The sequence below is a fragment of the Arthrobacter sp. AK01 genome, from assembly GCF_021109375.1.
In the GTDB taxonomy this organism is placed as follows: domain Bacteria; phylum Actinomycetota; class Actinomycetes; order Actinomycetales; family Micrococcaceae; genus Arthrobacter.
In genome coordinates, this window is record NZ_JAJOHP010000055.1 from 17,391 (window position 1) to 33,208 (window position 15,818).

Below are 15,818 nucleotides of genomic sequence, written 5' to 3' on the forward strand. Positions count from 1 at the left end.
AAACAGGCTTTCAGCCGGCATCGTTGCCGGACTTGAAGTAGACGGATTATTCGAACAGGGACAGGGTGAGCTTGGCGGTGTAGTTACCGGGGGCCACTGTTGCGGGGGTTTTCATGAAGAGGTCCGCGTTGGCTGTCCACTGTCCTTCCGAGGCAATCGCTCCTGAGTCCAGGGCCAGCGCCAGCAGTTCCTGGTCCACCAGGCCCACAGCAATCGGCCCCTGGTCCATGACGGTGTCTACCTGGTCGCCTTCGGCCACCTGACCGGACGCGCCGCCGTCGATCACCTTCGGTGCCCACCCCAAGTGTGATGCGCTGATGGCCGGTTGTCCCGCGCCGCCGACGAAATCCGTTGAGGTGCCCAGCACATACCAGCCGGCACCGGCAGGGATCTCATCCGGGGACCGGGTATCGGTCACCGTCACGGTAGGCAGGGTGCCTTTGAACTGGCGCACAGTAGGCGTGGAACCGTCCTCGGTCAGTGCCGTGGCCGTGCCTGCCACGCTCATGGCCAGCACACCGCCGTCGACGATTTCGGTAATGCCGACGTTGACATCCACGTCCTGGTCGCCGTGGTTCTGGTCAGCCATCGCCATACCGGCGACACCCAGCAACAACGCCGTGGCAGTTGTGACGGCGCCAACACGGGGCAGAAATTTATGTCGGTTCACTTTCATGCTTCTTTCACATAAGCCCGGCACATCAGCCGGATGGAGAGGGGTAAGTGAAGCTGGTGGCCCGCCAATCAGGCGGACCACCAGCGTCAGGTTAGTTGCAGGATGCTGCGTTGTAGGCGGTGTTTGCTGTCACTGTTACCGGTTGGCCGTTGACCGTGGCCTTGGCTTCAACGGCCACGGTGCCTGCCTGTACCGAAGCGGCACGGGTGGTGAAGGCATGGACCGCGTTCTTGCCCGGCTTGACCTCGGCGAAGGACTTGGTTCCGTAGGCCGAGGTGAAGGTGGCCTGGACCGACTTGGTGTCGTTGTTCGTCAGCTGCGCGGTCACGGTGACCTTGCCGGCAACACACTTGGTGCTGGCCACTGCCGTGACGTTCAGCTGCGGTGCGGCCGGGACCGGGTTGGCGATCATCAGCCAGCTGAGCTGCACATCCGGTCCCCGTGTCTGGCTGAGCGAGAAGGTGATCTTGCCATCCGTCCCCACCGTCACGTTTTGGTAGGCCGCGGACTGGTAGTCGCCGCTGTAGTCGTGGTCAGCTTCCACCACTGCGCCGTTGACGGTGACCTTGGCCCCGCGGTCGTCCCACTGGGCCCACGGATCGTAGTACCCGGCGTAGACCGTGTAGGTGCCCGGAGCCAGATCGTTGAACTTGTAGGTCAGGTCCCTCCCGGCCTTGGCGTAGCGGAGGGTGGTGAAGATATTGCCGTCCGCGGTTCCGGAGACTCCGCTGTCCTGGCTTTCGTAACCCCAGCTCTTGCCCGTCGCCGGATCAGCGCCGAAGGGCTGGTCCGCCGCGCTGTTCAGGACAGGTCCGTCCTGGGCCGCTGCTGCCATCAACGCAGTCCAGTCGGCTGTCTGCTGCCCACCGGCGTTGACCGCGTACTGGACACCGTCAGGAACAACAGGGATGGTCCGGGTGAATGTCCGGTTACCGAAACCGGGGAGCGTGCCCGTAGCGGTGATGACTCCCACGGTGTTCGTGTTGCCGGTGACCTGCCAGGTGACGGGCTGGGTGGAGCTTTGTCCGTTCTGGGTGACTGTCACGGAGTTAACACTGAAGGTTGAGCCAACAGCCAGGCTGGCAGGAACACCGGTGACGTTCCATGCGGAGTTGGCGTCCAGATCCTCAAGTTTCCACTCGGACGGGGACTTCACCGCCAGCGTCTTGCCACCCTCGCCCATCTGGATCGGCAGCCACACCATCGGTGCGGTGGCCAGGGCCTGGTCGGATCCGCCGTTCCAGCGGTCGCCCATGTAGATGAACTTGCCGTTTGCTGGATCAACGGGGATCACCGAGGACGGCTGCGAGTTGTTGGAGTTCCAGGAAACATCGCTGCTGAACGGATCTCCCATGTCAGTCCACTCCCCCAGGATGCTGGTGGCCGTGCCGTACCGGGACGGGTTCGGCGACCAACCAGTGGTTCCCGACGAGATGATGAAGTAGCGGCCCTGGTATTTCATGATGGCCGGTGATTCACGGGACTGGTTGACAAAGGCCCGCCGGAAGTCGACGCCCTCCACCGCTGTATCCGGTGAAGCGGACAGGTAGGTGTAATCAGCGTTGAGCTTGGAGATGAACATGGTCTTGTTCTCTTCGCTGGAGTAGATGATGTAGCCGGTGCCATCGTCATCCACAAAGAGGTTCATGTCCCTGGCCATGCCCGGGTTGTTCGGAGCGAAGTTGGTGGGATCGCCGGCCGTTGCCTTGTGGAGGCGGTAGCTGTCGATGTACCGGAACGGTCCGAACGGTGAATCAGAAACTGCTACGCCTGCGTTGGCTTTGGCGTACTGAGCGGTAGACCACGACGACGGCCCGTCAGCGTGGACCCACATGACCCACTTGTTGGTGGCCGCGTTGTAAATAACCTTCGGTCGCTCAAGGATCGGCGGGGTCTGGCCATTCACAGGCACCGTACCGAGGTCACGGTAGACGGCGTCCTTCTGCTCCGTGGTGTAGCCCGAGTACAGGTTCTGGAAGTACGGATCCGAGTCGATTTGCCCGCGTGAGGACAACGTCTTCAGCGCAACTCCCTCGTCCTTCCAGTTGTACAGATCGTAGGAGCTGTAAGCGTGCACGCCCGGTGCGGAGTGGTAACCGTTGGTGCGGTCCTCCCCGTACAGGTAGTAGATCGTCTTGCCTTCGGAATCCTTGGACGTCACCACCTGGCCACCATGGGCCTGGATCAGGTTGCCGTTGTTATCCCGCCAGTCCTGGCCGGGCCGGAAGCTGTTGTAGCCCGTGCCCTCACTGGCATTCCGCAGGGTGAAGGCCTGGTTGGCCCCACCGTTGGAGGTCCACAACCCAATCCAAGCACCTTCGTGCGTGGACTGGTTCGAGACGTCCAGGACTTGGTGAACGCCAGCGTTCAGAAGGCTGAACGAGGTACCGTCCGTGGTGCTGAACAGCCACTGAGCCGAGCTATCCGTGCGTGCTTCTTCGTCAGTGATGGTGCGCAGCGTAGTGCCGTTGGTATCGGCCGCCAAAGCACGGCCATCAGCGAGCCTCAGGACAAAACGGTCACGGGTGGTGCCGTCTTCATCGGCGATAAGGGTTGCTTTCCAGACCTGGTTTCCGCCGGCGACCGAATCGCTGAGCACGGTTTTCGGTGAGCCATCCGATGCCGTAACTGCACGGCCACTCTGAACTCCGACGAAGCTGTAGGACTGTCCATCCTGTACCGCCGGCGCATCCGCTGCGACGCCGGATGCCCCGTTCACCACGAAGGTGGTGACGGACTTGGCAGGAACGGTCAGCGTCGCCGAGCGCGTTCCGGCGTCGATGGCGACGGCGGTGCCGCTGACAAGCGCGTTGGCCGTCGGATCACCGGATGGGGACTGGGTGGTGACCACTGGAGTAACCGTGGCACCGGCAGCGATCGTTGCGAACTTGGACAAGTCCACCTTGATGGTCTTGGCCTGGTCGGAATCGTTGGTGTGCACCATCGACAGGCCGGAACCATCGGCCTTCAGCGCAGATGTGGTCTTGCCGTCGCTGGTGGGAATGATCCGGTCACCCGGGGCGATGTAGTGGGTGAAGTTGCGGATGGTGTTGTACTTCGAGTTCACCGTGGTGCGGCACGAAGGATCTGCGGCGCCTGCGGCCAAACGCCGCACGGAGTCGCCATCGGCGTTGCAGTCGAAGTCGATGAAGACGGATCCCCAGTTCTTCTTCTCGCCCAGTTCCATGTTGTAGAGGTCTTCGACCGGCTGCCACAGCACCCAGGACTCAGGATCGAGCTCGCGGAGGTCATCGGTGATGCGCGTGGCCATACCCAAACCGTTTTCGATGCTCTCCGGATTCCAGGAGTCACCGCCCCAGTTGCCTTCGACTTCGCTCATGGACAGCGGCTTGTCCGTTGCCTTGGCGATGTCGCGGACCGCGAGGCGGTCGCCGGTGGAGTAGGTGTGGACGTTCAGCTGGCTGACGGCCTCTTTGGTTTCCGGAGTCCAGCCGTTCCAATCTTCCAGGAAGCGGCTCGGGGAGGTCTCATCCGGACCGGAGACCTTGGCCTCGGTGGTGGTGCCAGGTTCGGCGAGCTCGGCAGCCATGGCGGTCAGCACCTGGGACTGCAGTGCGGGGCCTGCGTGGGCACCCTCCTGGCCTCCTCCATTTGGCAAGCCGTTGCCACCAAAAGTGGTCTTCCAGTAGTTGGTGTTGGGTTCGTTGAGGGGGTTGATCGTGTCGAAGCTGATGCCTTCAGTTTCTTCGACGTGTTCCGCTACCTTTTTGACGTAGTTGACGAACTTATCGATGGCTGCGGGCTTGATCTGGTCGGCGTTGGGGTCTGTACCACCGCTGACGTAGCCGCTTTCGGTCATGAAGTAGGGCGGGGAGTTGCTGAAGGCTTCCCACGTGGTGACTTTGTCCTTGATGGCCGCGATCCAGGCGCGCTGGGAGGCATCGGCGTCGAGGTTGTAATCCGAGGCGTTCTCGCCGGTCCAGGCGGCCAGGAAACGGTCCCGGTCAGCGTAGTTGGTGGTGATCGGCCCATTCTGGTCGGAGAGGCCGGCATTCGGGTTCCACCAGCCGGGAACAGCTCCGCCGGGACGAAGGTAGTCGGGGATATCCGTGGCGTTGCCACCGCCAACGTTATAGCGGGCGATGTTGAGGTTCAGGCCGTCGTCACCGAAGACCTTGTCGATCAGATCGTTCCGGATGGCTTCCGGATACTGTCCGGTGGCGTTGGCCATCCAGACGAGGCTGGTGCCCCAGCCTTTGAACGACGGGCCTGCCTGGGCCGGGTTGGGGGTGAGGACAAGGTCCTCAGCGGCGGATGCCGGCGAGGCCAGCAGGGGAAGGGCGCCTAGGGCGAGGGTTGAAGCAGCTAAGGCCGCGACCAAACGATGACGCGACGATGCGTGCGAGCTCGACAACATTGTCTTAAATCCAATCCGTTCATGTTTACGTGAACATAGAAGAGGTTTACGTAAACATACAGTGACCCACGTCACCCGTCAAGTGGTGATTTTTGCTGGCCGCCCAACGTCTGCCACCCGGCCGCCGGGGATAGCGCATTCCCACTGGAACCCACTATCCCCGGGACTTTTTATCCTTCGAAAGGACTAATGCATCCCGAATTGGTACGCGGCAGGCACCGCCTCGTTCGGGCAGACTTCCTGCCACAGCGCCGCGAGCGCGTCCTCGCCCTCCCGGAGGTCCGGGATCTCGACGCCCTCGCGCAGGATCGCAGCCGCCCCACCGGGGTTTCCGGTCCTTGCGAGCGCCAACGCCCTGAGGAACCTCAAACGTCCGACGCCGGCACCCTCCTTGGGTGCCGTGTCGTTCAGTTCCAGCGCCATGGCCGGGTCCCCGTGCCGGATGCTGAGCGTGATGGCCTCGGTAAGCAACGCGGGATTGGCGGAGTCAGCCTCCACGCCCTTCCGAAGCTCAGCAAGTCCCGCGGTGTCCTGTCCGCCCGCCAGCAGGGCCAGCCCCAGTCCGCGATGCGCCAACGCCGTTGCCACCGGCCCGGCGTCCGTGGCCAGCACGCGCCGATAGCCATCTTTGGCGCCCTCAAGGTCCTGCCGGGCGTGCCGCATGGTGGCCACATGGAACTGAGCGGCCGGACTGTCCTGCCCCGCCAGCAACCCGGCCCAGTCCGTTCCCGCAACGAAGCTGGGCGCGCCGTCGAACGCTTTTCCCTGCAGCAGCGCAAGCCACGGTTCCTGCTCCCCCGTGATGCTCCCGTCCGCAAACGGCGTTCCGCTTTCGTCCACCCAGGCCCAGGCGCTCTTCTGCCGCCGGGCCCGCTCAACCACTCCCCACCCGCTGCCGTGGAGCAACAATGTCGACGGCGGGACGTCGGCGTCGGCGATGGCTGCAGGAAGCATCGCCTCGAGTTCTTCGTGCGGCAGAAGCTCTTCCAAGCGTTCGCCGGCGTGCGCCACCGCGGCGGCCCAATCATCACCGTGCGAGGTCTCCGAATCCAGATGCCCGTTACCGTAGGCCTCCACCCACGCCCATGCCGCGCCGGCTGGCATCACCAGGTGCTCAAACTGCGTCTGCGCCAAACCGGCCTGGATCTCGGCATACGGCCCAGCTCCGGGGCTCAGCCATTCCTGCCAGCGTTTGCCGCCCTGTCCCTGGCCCCACACGAAGAGCTTCTTGCCGCGCAGGAGGCCCGTGGACAGCATCGCCAGCCCGTCGCCGTCGTCGTCTGCTGCCACAACCCAGCGCCGTTCGGCAGGGTCGATGTCGAAGAAAAAGTCCGCCGCGTGGGGGCTGTTGACCGGCCACGTGCCGTCATAGCCTTCGTGGCTGGTGGGCCGGACGCGGGTGATGTCCGTGGTGTAGTCACTGCCGTAGGCCTCATCGGCCGGGGCGATGACGCGGGTGCGGTCCGTCTCCGGGATGGCCGCATTGCTCCACCAGTACATCGGAACGTCGTGGTCATTGGGGTTCCGGATCCGCACCGCAGCGAACACCACGGGCGAGTCCGCGGGGAGCCAGATGTCCACTTGGAACACCACTTCCCTCAGCCGCTCGAACTCCCACATGCGCAGGATGTGCTTGCCGTCGGGCGTGTGGACGATGGCGGTGTGCAAGGGATCGCAGCTGGTGGGCGAGTGCCCGCGGGTCCCGATGTTCCACTCCAGTCCGCCCGCGAACCACGCCTTACGCAGCGCGATGTTTGCCAGTTGCGGAGCATCGTGGGTGTGGAGGAGCTGCTTGCCGGTCGCTTTGTCGAAGAGCTCCCAGATGCGGCCACCCAGCGACGGGATGACCGTCACCTTGAGCTTGCTGTTTTCCAGCACGACGGCGGGCACTTCCTTGGGTGCCGCCTCGCGGCTGTAGCCATCCTGCATAAGGTACGGGTACACGTTGGGCACCACACCGTAGCGGGCCGAGGCCTGCAGATCGTCGGGAACGCCCTCGCCCACGGTATAGGGCTGGTCGAGTTCGGCGGCGACCACGGGCAAGGGGTTGAGCGGACCGAGTTCGGCCATGGTCAGGGAAATGGTGGTGACGGTGAGGTTGGAGGTTGCTGTGTCTGCCACGTCAGTATCCGATCGTGAGGAGGAGGCCGCGCTGCGGCTCAAGGGTGATGGGCTCGCCGGGCATGTAGCTCGCGGCGGATTGGAAGCCAGGGATCGCCGGGGCATCCACGCTGGTAGCGGCCGCTTCGTCGTCGAATATCAGCCTCACATGTTCAGTCTGCCCGGCCCATGAAGCCAGCGCTACGACCATTCCGCGTTCCGTCACCCAGGTGGTGGCAAGGACCTCGGGGTGGCTTGTCCGCACCGGTGCGTGGTGGTCCCAGAAGCCATGCATCGTCGCGTGCTCCAGCCCGGTTTCGGCCCAGAACTCCCAGAGCGGCCGGTTGTCCACGGCAGGCGCCCGGCCAGTCATGCCGAACACCATGCCACGCCACGGGTTGCCGCCGCCCTCCAGCATCTCGCCCATCAGGCCAAAGGGAATGCCGGACAGTTCAACCAACCAATAGTCGGGATCGGTGGTGTCGTAGTCGAAATACTCCCCCAGCCATAGCCTGTCCACATAGGGCAGCTGTTCCATGTACAGATTGGCTGAGGACGCGTAGCCGTCATGCGCCGTGAACTGGTTGGCGGAGTGCAGGTCTATTTCCGGGCCATGCGTGCCGCGTGCCCTGCAGGCGTGTTGCAGGACCTTCCGGACGCGCAGCATGGCGTGGCGGTCATAGGCGATGTCATCAAGGTAGATGCCATCGATTCCATCCTCGCCACTGGCCAGCTCCTGCAAGCTCCGAACGTAAAAGTTCTCCCACCGGGACTCGCCCGTGGTCACCACTGCGATGTCCTCAACGTTCGGAGCGAACCAGGCGGACACGTAGCCGCTCCCGGCGTGCTCCTGGAGCCAGATGTGTCCCTTGCCCGGTCCGTCGCTGAAGATCTCATGATCCAGCTGCATCAGCGGCAGCAACTCCGGGCTGTGGAAGGTGAGTTCCCGGACGGTGTTGTAGATCTTGGCTTTCAGGCCATGCCGATGGCACGCAGCAACGTATCTGCGCAGCGAGTCACCAGTGAGCAGGGGGTCGTTGATATACGGAGCCGGGGCCGTGGCGTGGTGGACATTGACCACGGTGGCGCCGGCCGCCTTGATGTCCGCTGGGTCGGCGGGCTGGTGGAAGTAACGCTTGGACAGGTGTTTCCCGGGCTCGATCGGCTTGAAGGGCGTCAGCAGCAGCCGGAAATCGAAGTGCAATGGCTCACCCGCATTGAGGGTCCGGGCGCCACTGAAGGCGCGCACCGTCACTGTGCTTCCCGCAGTCCGCAGCCTAACCCCACCTCGCACCACCTCGCCCTTCCCGTCGCCGGGTTGCCGGTTGGCCCACGATTTCGGCTCCACGAGGGGCTTCTCCCGGTAGAAGTTGGTATTGAGGGGCCGTTCGTAGCTCCCATCCCGAAGGGCCAGCTGAACCCCGGCGTTCACCCCACCGAGCCACAGCGCATCCTGGTTCTTCGCGGCCACGTCCCACGTCCAGTCCAGGGTTTCCGGCCGCCGTCCGCCCGGGACGCCCAAGCCCATGGCGAGCGGCACTGCAGCCTCGTGGAACCCAAGCTGCAGGCCGACGTCGGGCACCTCCACAGTCTGCACCGGGGTGAGTTGCAGCGAGTACCCGACTGTTCCGTCAGCGTCGAGCACGCCGGTCAGGTCCACCGATACGGCAGCTTTGCCGCCCTGTTGTCCATTCCAGTGGCAGTGCCACGAGATCCGTGCCGGCCCTTCCGGTGTGAAGGTGAGCGGTGAAAAGTTCCAGTCGATCCCCTCAATCTCCAGATTCACCGGAGCCTCAAAAAGCTCGACGGCGGGGCCGTCCGTTGAGGTGACAGCTGCGGTAAAGGTGGACGTCACCTGCTCCGGAAGCCCCGACGCGTTCAGCCGAAGGGTCCTGCCCAGGATTCCCAATGTCCTGTCCGCTTCGTCCAGCGTGATGGCGGTGAACGGCTCCACAAGCTCCGCATCCTGGGCCACCGTCGAGTCCAGCCATGCCAGCCGCCGCAGGAAACGGGGGTCGCCGAAACCGCCCGCCCCCACCGACGGGTCTGCGTCCTTTTCGGCTGCCACGTCCAAGCGGATGCCAATCTCTTGGGCCGCTTGGCCGGTGGCCGTGATGGTCACGGCCGCCGCCAGTGTGGTTCCCGCGCTCTCCGACGGGACCGGCAGGACCACATACAGTGCCTGCACCTTCCCGGCCGGAACAGTCAGCGTCCTCCGCCATGGATTACCCAGGCGGTCCACGCCATGGGTGTTGATGCAGTGGCCGCCCCCTGGCGAGGCCACGTGGACGTCCACGCCGTCCACGTCTTCCAAGGCGTACAGCCCAAGTTGGACCACGAAGTCCTCCCCCGGCTGGGCAGCTTTATGGACGATCCTCGACGGTCCATCGATCACCCAGTGAGCCGGTAGGTCATCACGCATGGAAACGGGATTCAGCCGGTCCTCGGGGAAAACCAGGAAGGCCTCGCCTGCGTGGCTGCTGTGGAGGTCCTCCAGTTCATCGGCGCGGGCGGTGAAGTTCATTGGCGCGAACGAGTCCCGCTCGCTGGCCGCCTCATAACGCAGGACACGGGCCTGGGACGGTTCGACTTGCGCTGCGGGCGTCCAAGGAGAACGCACGAAGGCAGCCCACGCGGGTTCTGCCGCTGGGCGACCCGGGAGGTACTGCGCCTGCGGATAGTGCGGTTTCCCCAGCATGGCGTAGGGCAGGTAGTACACAAAGTAGATCCCGGGGCCGTCGATGGCCTCGAACAGCAGCGTCCCGGATGCGCGCGTGGCCTCTTCCACGATCACGTTTCGCACCCTGGTGCCCGACTCTTCCGAGACGACGATGACATCCACGGATGCCGGGTCCTGGTCCTGCCGGCGCCAAGGGAGGACTACCCTGTGCGCGTGCGCTGCTCCGGTGCTTTCACCCTGCAGCGCTTCCACCACAAACCGGTGGTTTCCGTACAGCAGTTTGTCCCACGTTCCGATGCCACATGCCACCTCCGGATGGCCTGTCGCCCTGCTGTTTTGGGAGGTTGTTGGAGGGGACATGACAACCGGTGAAACCGGCGTGGGCAGCGGCATCGCTGGGACTCCTGAAGGTAGCTTCCGGGGCTTGTTCACCGAGTTGGTGAATCCTTACATCATCCCGGCGTTCCGCAGAATCGTAAAGGGTTATTGCGATGCGTACTCACTGGCATTCCTGCCTTGAGGCACTGGACGGGGGCTACTTCGTGGCGGCCAGGTTCAGCGCGTTGACCTTCGCCTTGGCGGCCCGGACAATCTCGCGGTCAGTGACGGTGTACGCGGTGGGGTCGGCACCGTCCTGGGCGCCAAGGGAGATCACGCCATCGCCCAACGTGGAGACGGTCTTCTTGGCCGACAAGTGAACGGCGGAGAGGCCCGCTGCATGCATCGCGGGGATGTCCTCCAAGGACAGTCCCCCGCCGGCCATAATCTCCAAGGCGCCGCCGGCTCTTTCCACCATCGCGGTCAAGGTCTGAAGCCCCGCCCCGGCGGTGGCCTCATGGCCTGAAGTAAGGACCCTGGTAAAGCCGAGATCCAGCAATTGATCCAGGGCCGCGAACGGATCCCGGGATTGATCGATCGCGCGGTGGAAGGTCAGCTGGGCGTCCGCGTTGGCCTCCCTGGCCGCGTCCACCAGGCGCCGGACCGCGTGAATGTCCACGTCGCCTTGCGGAGTCAGGGCCCCCACCACCACCCCGTGTGCTCCCTGCGCCAGAAGATGCCGGATCTCGTGGACCATGGTGTCCACGTCCGACGCTGAGTACCGGAAGTCGCCGGGCCTTGGGCGAATCAGGGGATGGATTTCCAAGCGGCCGTCAACGTGCTCCATGCTGGCTTCCATGAGTCCTTGGCTGGGCGTGATGCCACCAAGTTCCAGGCTGCTGCAGAGCTCAACGCGGTTGGCGCCTTCGGCGGCGGCGGTACCTGCACCGGCGGCACTGACCACGGCAATTTCAAGTTTCATGCTGAAACTCTACGCGGAGTTTTTGTACAGGTAATGCCCCTAAGAAGGCTCCTTAAGGGCATCACCTGTACAAAAACTCGTCAGGCTTGGTAGCGCCCGAGCTTTTCCTTTTGCTCCGGGGTGAGCCTGAGCACCCGGCCGGTGTCCTCGGCGACGAAAGCCAAATGCGTGGTGGCTTTGACGCAGTCCTCCCGCGTAACGGGGTCCTTGATGACGTAGTGAAGATCGAAGCTGGCGCCTTTGACGGCACCCACCCAGATCTCCACAACAGCAGGAATGTTGCGGTACTCCAAGGTCCGGACATACCGGACCTTGTGCTCCACCACGAGGGTCATGGTGCCCTCTTCGACATCGTTGAACAGGGCAGCCGGAGGCTCTACGCCGGGAAGGCCCGCGCCGCGGGGTGGCCCGAAGGCTGCGATGCGGGCTTCCTCCAACATACGGACGATCTGGACATTGTTGATGTGTCCGTATGCGTCCATGTCACCCCAGCGCATCGGCACGAGGACCTCAATGCGCTGGGGTGCAAAGGAATCCTGGGCGGTTTGCCCAGTCTTCAGTGAATCGGTACTCAGCTGTGCACCGCCGTCGAATCATCCACAGCGGTCTCTTCCTCGCCTGCGAACTGCGACATGTACAACCGGTAGTACGCGCCTTGGAGGGCGAGCAGCTGGGTGTGGTTGCCTTGCTCCACGATCTTGCCGTTCTCCATCACCAGGATGGTGTCGGCGTCGCGGATGGTGGAGAGACGGTGGGCGATCACGAAGCTCGTCCGGTCCGTACGGAGGGCGGCCATGGCCTTCTGCAACAGCAACTCGGTGCGGGTGTCCACGGAGCTCGTGGCTTCATCCAGGATCAGGAGCGAAGGATCGGAGACGAAGGCACGGGCGATGGTGATCAACTGCTTCTCGCCAGCACTGACGTTGTTTCCTTCTTCGTCGATGATCGTCTGGTAGCCGTCCGGGAGCGCACGTACGAAGCGGTCCACGTAGGTGGCCTTGGCCGCCTCCATGATCTGCTCTTCGGTGGCGTCCAGCTTGCCGTATTTGATGTTGTCGTAGATGGTCCCGCCGAACAGCCAGGCATCCTGCAACACCATGCCCACCTTGGAGCGCAGTTCGGAACGGGTGAGGTCCTTGATGTCCACCCCATCCAAAGTGATCCGGCCGGCGTTGAGCTCGTAGAAACGCATCACGAGGTTCACCAAGGTGGTCTTGCCGGCGCCCGTGGGTCCTACGATCGCAACGGTATGGCCAGGCTCCGCTGCGAAGGACAGGTCTTCAATGAGCGGCTTGTCCTCCACATAGCTGAACGAGACGTGCTCGAACTCAACGTGCCCGTCGGTCTTGGAGGGCAGGTGGCGGGTGCCGTTCTCTTCGACTTCTTCATCAGCATCAAGGAACTCGAAGACGCGCTCGGCAGAGGCCACGCCGGACTGGAGCATGTTCGCCATACCGGCGATCTGGCCCAGCGGCTGGGTGAACTCACGCGAGTACTGGATGAATGCCGTGGCGTCGCCCAGGCTCATGGAGCCCGAGGCAACCCTGAGGCCACCCACCACGGCGATCCCGACGTAGGACAGGTAAGAAACAAAGTTCATGGCCGGGAAGATGACGCCGGACACGAACTGCGCACCGAAGGAGGCCTTGTAGAGTTCCTCGTTCTTGGCGTCGAAACGCTCCAGCATGTCGGCATCGCGCCCGAAGACCTTCACAAGATCGTGGCCGGAGAACGATTCTTCGATCTGGCCGTTCAATGCGCCGGTGTTCTTCCACTGTGCTGCGAAGAGTTTCTGGCTGCGGGCACCAATAACACCCGCCACAATGCCGGACAACGGCAGGGCGATCAGCGCGATCAGCGCCAACTCCCAGGACACGATGAACATCATGACCGTGATGCCAAGGACCGTGAGCACTGAGCTGACCAACTGGGAGAACGCCTGCTGCAGACCTTGCTGGACGTTGTCGACGTCGTTGGTCACGCGGGACAGGATGTCGCCGCGCTGGCGGGTGTCGAAGTAGTTCAGCGGGAGCCTGTTGAGCTTCGCCTGGACATCGTTGCGGAGCTTCTTGATGACCCGCATGACGATCCTGTTGAGCAACCAGCCCTGGGCCCACAGGAAGATGTTGGCCACAAAGTACATGAGCAGCACGATCGAAATCAGGAACGTCAGCTTGGGGAAGTCGATCCCGTTGGTGAGCTCCATCTTGGAGACCATGTCCGCAAAGTTGCCCTGGCCCTGCTGGCGCATGAGTTCCACGAACTGCTCTTGGGAGACCCCATCAGGGATCTGCTTTCCCATGACACCACCAAAGATGACGTCCATGGCGTTGCCCAGGACCTTGGGGGCGATCACGTTGAGGACCACCGAGACGATAACGAGCCCGATCACGATGTACACGCCAACGGCCTCGGGCTTCAGCAGCCCCATAAGCCGTTTGGCGGACGGCCAGAACTCCTTGGCCTTCTTTGCCGGGACGTCGCCGAACATGCCGCCATCGGCTTCCGAGGGGACGTATTCCTCCTCGACGAAGTCCTCGTCGTCAAGCAGTTCTGTTGCCACGTCGGCCTCGGCTGTTGCCTTGGCCTCCTTGGCGGCTTCTGCCTTGGCAGCCCAGCCACGCTTCTTCTGCTGGTTCTGCTCGCTCATGCCACTTCCTCCACGCTCAGCTGGGATTCAACGATTTCCTGGTACGTGGGTGACGTCTCCAGGAGTTCGTCGTGCGTTCCGCGGTCAACGATGCGGCCGTTATCCAGCACCAGGATCTCGTCCGCATCCGCGATGGTGGAGACGCGCTGGGCCACTATGATGACCGTCGCCTCTCGGGTTTTGGCCTTCAAGGCCTTTCGAAGCCGGGCGTCCGTCGCGACGTCCAAGGCAGAGAATGAATCGTCGAACAGGTACACATTCGGTTTCGTCACCAGGGCCCTGGCAATGGACAGCCTCTGGCGCTGGCCACCGGAGACGTTGGTTCCGCCCTGGGCAATGCGCCGGTTCAGGCCTGAGGACTTCTCCTCGACGAATCCCTTGGCCTGCGCGGTTTCCAGCGCATCCCACAGTTCCTCGTCGGTGGCGTCCGGCTTGCCGAAGCGCAGGTTGTGCTCGATGGTCCCTGAGAACAGATATGGCCTCTGCGGCACGGCCGACACGCGGCTGGTGATTTCGGAGGCATCCATGTCGGTGACGGGGACGCCGTCGAGCAGCACGTGACCGGAAGCGACATCGTAAAGCCGCGGCAGCAACGAAACCAGGGTGGTCTTACCGGCACCCGTGGAGCCGATGATGGCCAGGGTCTTGCCGGGCTCCGCGGTGAAGGAAATGTTGCTCAGCACTGGCGCCTCGGCACCGGGGTACTTGAACGTGACGTCGCGGAACTCCACGCGTCCCTTCTTCTCGGCCGGCACCACAGGTGAGGTGGGGTTGTGAATGGAAGGCTCGACGTCGAGCACCTCGCCAATACGGTCTGCACAAACAGAAGCGCGGGGAATCATCATGGCCATGAACGTGCCCATCATGACTGCCATCAGGATTTGCAACAGGTACTGGAGGAACGCCGTCAGCGCGCCCACCTGCATCTCGCCCGAGTCCACGCGCTGTCCACCGAACCACAACACCGCCGCTGTGGAGAGGTGCAGGATCATGCCAATCGCCGGGAACATCAGGACGAACAGGTTGCCGATCTTCACGGACACGGCAGTGAGTTCCTCATTGGCATCGCCGAAGCGCTTTGCCTCGTGGGGTTCACGCACGAAGGCACGGACCACACGGATACCGATGATCTGTTCGCGCAGCACGCCGTTGATGGCGTCGATCTTGGTCTGCATGGAACGGAACAGCGGCATCAGGCGGACTACGAGGTAACCCACGACCGCCACCAGAACCGGGACGGAAACCCACACGAGCCAGGAAAGATTGAGGTCCTCGCGAAGCGCCATGATGATGCCGCCAATGCACATGATCGGCGTGGACACCATGAAGTTCAAGCCCATCAGCACAAGCATCTGGACCTGCTGGACATCATTGGTTCCACGGGTAATCAGCGTGGGAGCACCGAACTTGTTGACGTCCTGGGCGGAGAAACTGCTGACCTGGCGGAAAACACCGCGGCGCAGGTCCCGCCCAATGGCCATGGCCACGCGGGAGCCGAAGTAGACGGCGACGATGGCAGCAAGCACCTGTCCAAGGGCGACGGCGAGCATGAGCGCACCGGTCTGCCAGATGAAATCGGTGTCGCCGCGGGAAACTCCCTCGTCAATGATTTTGGCGTTGAGGCTGGGAAGGTAGAGCGTGGCGATGGTGGATGCCAACTGAAAGATCAGCACGGCCACAATCTGCGGCAAATACGGCTTGGAGTAGCGCCGTATAAGGGTGACAAGCATGCCCACGGGTCCTTAGAAAGAGTGCGTGAATGAGATAAGAGAAGTGTTGCAGCGGGGGCTGACAGTATTAGCCTCCCTACTCTACGAAATCCGTTGCCCCGGCGAAACAACTTACGGAAAAGATCATCCCAGCGGAGTATCCGCCGTGTCGCGGGGTGCTCCCCTGCGGGAGCACCCCAAGGGGCAGAGACAGCAAAGCGCCGGCGGGTTTTGCCGCCCGGGGCGTTGTGCCGGCCGCGGTAGGGGGATCCCGCGCCGGGCAACCCGGGATTTGGCAAGGGGGGCCGGTTGAGCCGGCGGGGGT

The 15,818-nt window shown here is 63.2% G+C and carries 9 protein-coding genes; 1 reads left to right on the forward strand and 8 read right to left on the reverse strand.

What is annotated here, in order from left to right:
* Positions 1-46: 46 nt before the first annotated feature.
* The 4 genes from LN996_RS17545 to LN996_RS17560 form a co-directional block, all read right to left on the reverse strand.
* Complete coding sequence (locus tag LN996_RS17545; protein WP_231341688.1) at positions 47-670, reverse strand: hypothetical protein; 624 nt, start codon at positions 668-670, stop codon at positions 47-49.
* Positions 671-767: 97 nt separating this feature from the next.
* Positions 768-5,054 carry a family 43 glycosylhydrolase gene (locus LN996_RS17550; protein ID WP_231341689.1) on the reverse strand — a complete coding sequence of 1,429 codons (4,287 nt, stop codon included), beginning with the start codon at positions 5,052-5,054 and terminating at the stop codon, positions 768-770.
* 186 nt (positions 5,055-5,240) lie between these two features.
* Positions 5,241-7,175: a DUF5107 domain-containing protein gene (locus LN996_RS17555; RefSeq protein ID WP_231341690.1), complete on the reverse strand. Its 1,935-nt coding sequence runs from the start codon at positions 7,173-7,175 to the stop codon at positions 5,241-5,243.
* A gap of 1 nt (position 7,176) precedes the next feature.
* Entirely contained in the window at positions 7,177-10,194 is a 3,018-nt protein-coding gene (locus LN996_RS17560) for a glycoside hydrolase domain-containing protein (RefSeq protein WP_231341691.1), read from the reverse strand.
* Between LN996_RS17560 and LN996_RS17565 the strand changes: the two genes are divergently transcribed.
* Complete coding sequence (locus LN996_RS17565; RefSeq protein ID WP_231341692.1) at positions 10,193-10,354, forward strand: hypothetical protein; 162 nt, start codon at positions 10,193-10,195, stop codon at positions 10,352-10,354. The two genes, LN996_RS17560 and LN996_RS17565, sit on opposite strands and share 2 nt — an antisense overlap.
* A 15-nt stretch (positions 10,355-10,369) precedes the next feature.
* Here the strand turns inward: LN996_RS17565 and LN996_RS17570 are convergent, their stop codons facing one another.
* The 4 genes from LN996_RS17570 to LN996_RS17585 form a co-directional block, all read right to left on the reverse strand.
* The gene (locus tag LN996_RS17570) at positions 10,370-11,134 is read right to left on the reverse strand and encodes a copper homeostasis protein CutC (protein WP_231341693.1); all 765 of its coding nucleotides are present in this window, start codon (positions 11,132-11,134) and stop codon (positions 10,370-10,372) included.
* An 80-nt stretch (positions 11,135-11,214) separates the two neighbouring features.
* Positions 11,215-11,631 (reverse strand): thioesterase family protein, encoded by a 417-nt coding sequence (locus LN996_RS17575; RefSeq protein WP_231341695.1) that lies wholly within the window; start codon positions 11,629-11,631, stop codon positions 11,215-11,217.
* Between the two features lie 74 nt (positions 11,632-11,705).
* The gene (locus LN996_RS17580) at positions 11,706-13,784 is read right to left on the reverse strand and encodes an ABC transporter ATP-binding protein (protein ID WP_269215802.1); all 2,079 of its coding nucleotides are present in this window, start codon (positions 13,782-13,784) and stop codon (positions 11,706-11,708) included.
* Positions 13,781-15,514 (reverse strand): ABC transporter ATP-binding protein, encoded by a 1,734-nt coding sequence (locus LN996_RS17585; protein ID WP_231341694.1) that lies wholly within the window; start codon positions 15,512-15,514, stop codon positions 13,781-13,783. The genes LN996_RS17580 and LN996_RS17585 overlap by 4 nt, the downstream gene beginning before the upstream one ends.
* Positions 15,515-15,818: the final 304 nt, after the last annotated feature.

What these genes read in the sequence shown, in the direction of transcription:
- LN996_RS17570 (WP_231341693.1), bottom strand. Translation starts at nt 11,134, where the DNA reads ATGAAACTTGAAATTGCCGTGGTCAGTGCCGCCGGTGCAGGTACCGCC.
- LN996_RS17565 (WP_231341692.1), top strand. Translation starts at nt 10,193, where the DNA reads ATGACAACCGGTGAAACCGGCGTGGGCAGCGGCATCGCTGGGACTCCT.
- LN996_RS17560 (WP_231341691.1), bottom strand. Translation starts at nt 10,194, where the DNA reads ATGTCCCCTCCAACAACCTCCCAAAACAGCAGGGCGACAGGCCATCCG.
- LN996_RS17585 (WP_231341694.1), bottom strand. Translation starts at nt 15,514, where the DNA reads ATGCTTGTCACCCTTATACGGCGCTACTCCAAGCCGTATTTGCCGCAG.
- LN996_RS17580 (WP_269215802.1), bottom strand. Translation starts at nt 13,784, where the DNA reads ATGAGCGAGCAGAACCAGCAGAAGAAGCGTGGCTGGGCTGCCAAGGCA.
- LN996_RS17550 (WP_231341689.1), bottom strand. Translation starts at nt 5,054, where the DNA reads ATGTTGTCGAGCTCGCACGCATCGTCGCGTCATCGTTTGGTCGCGGCC.
- LN996_RS17575 (WP_231341695.1), bottom strand. Translation starts at nt 11,631, where the DNA reads ATGCGCTGGGGTGACATGGACGCATACGGACACATCAACAATGTCCAG.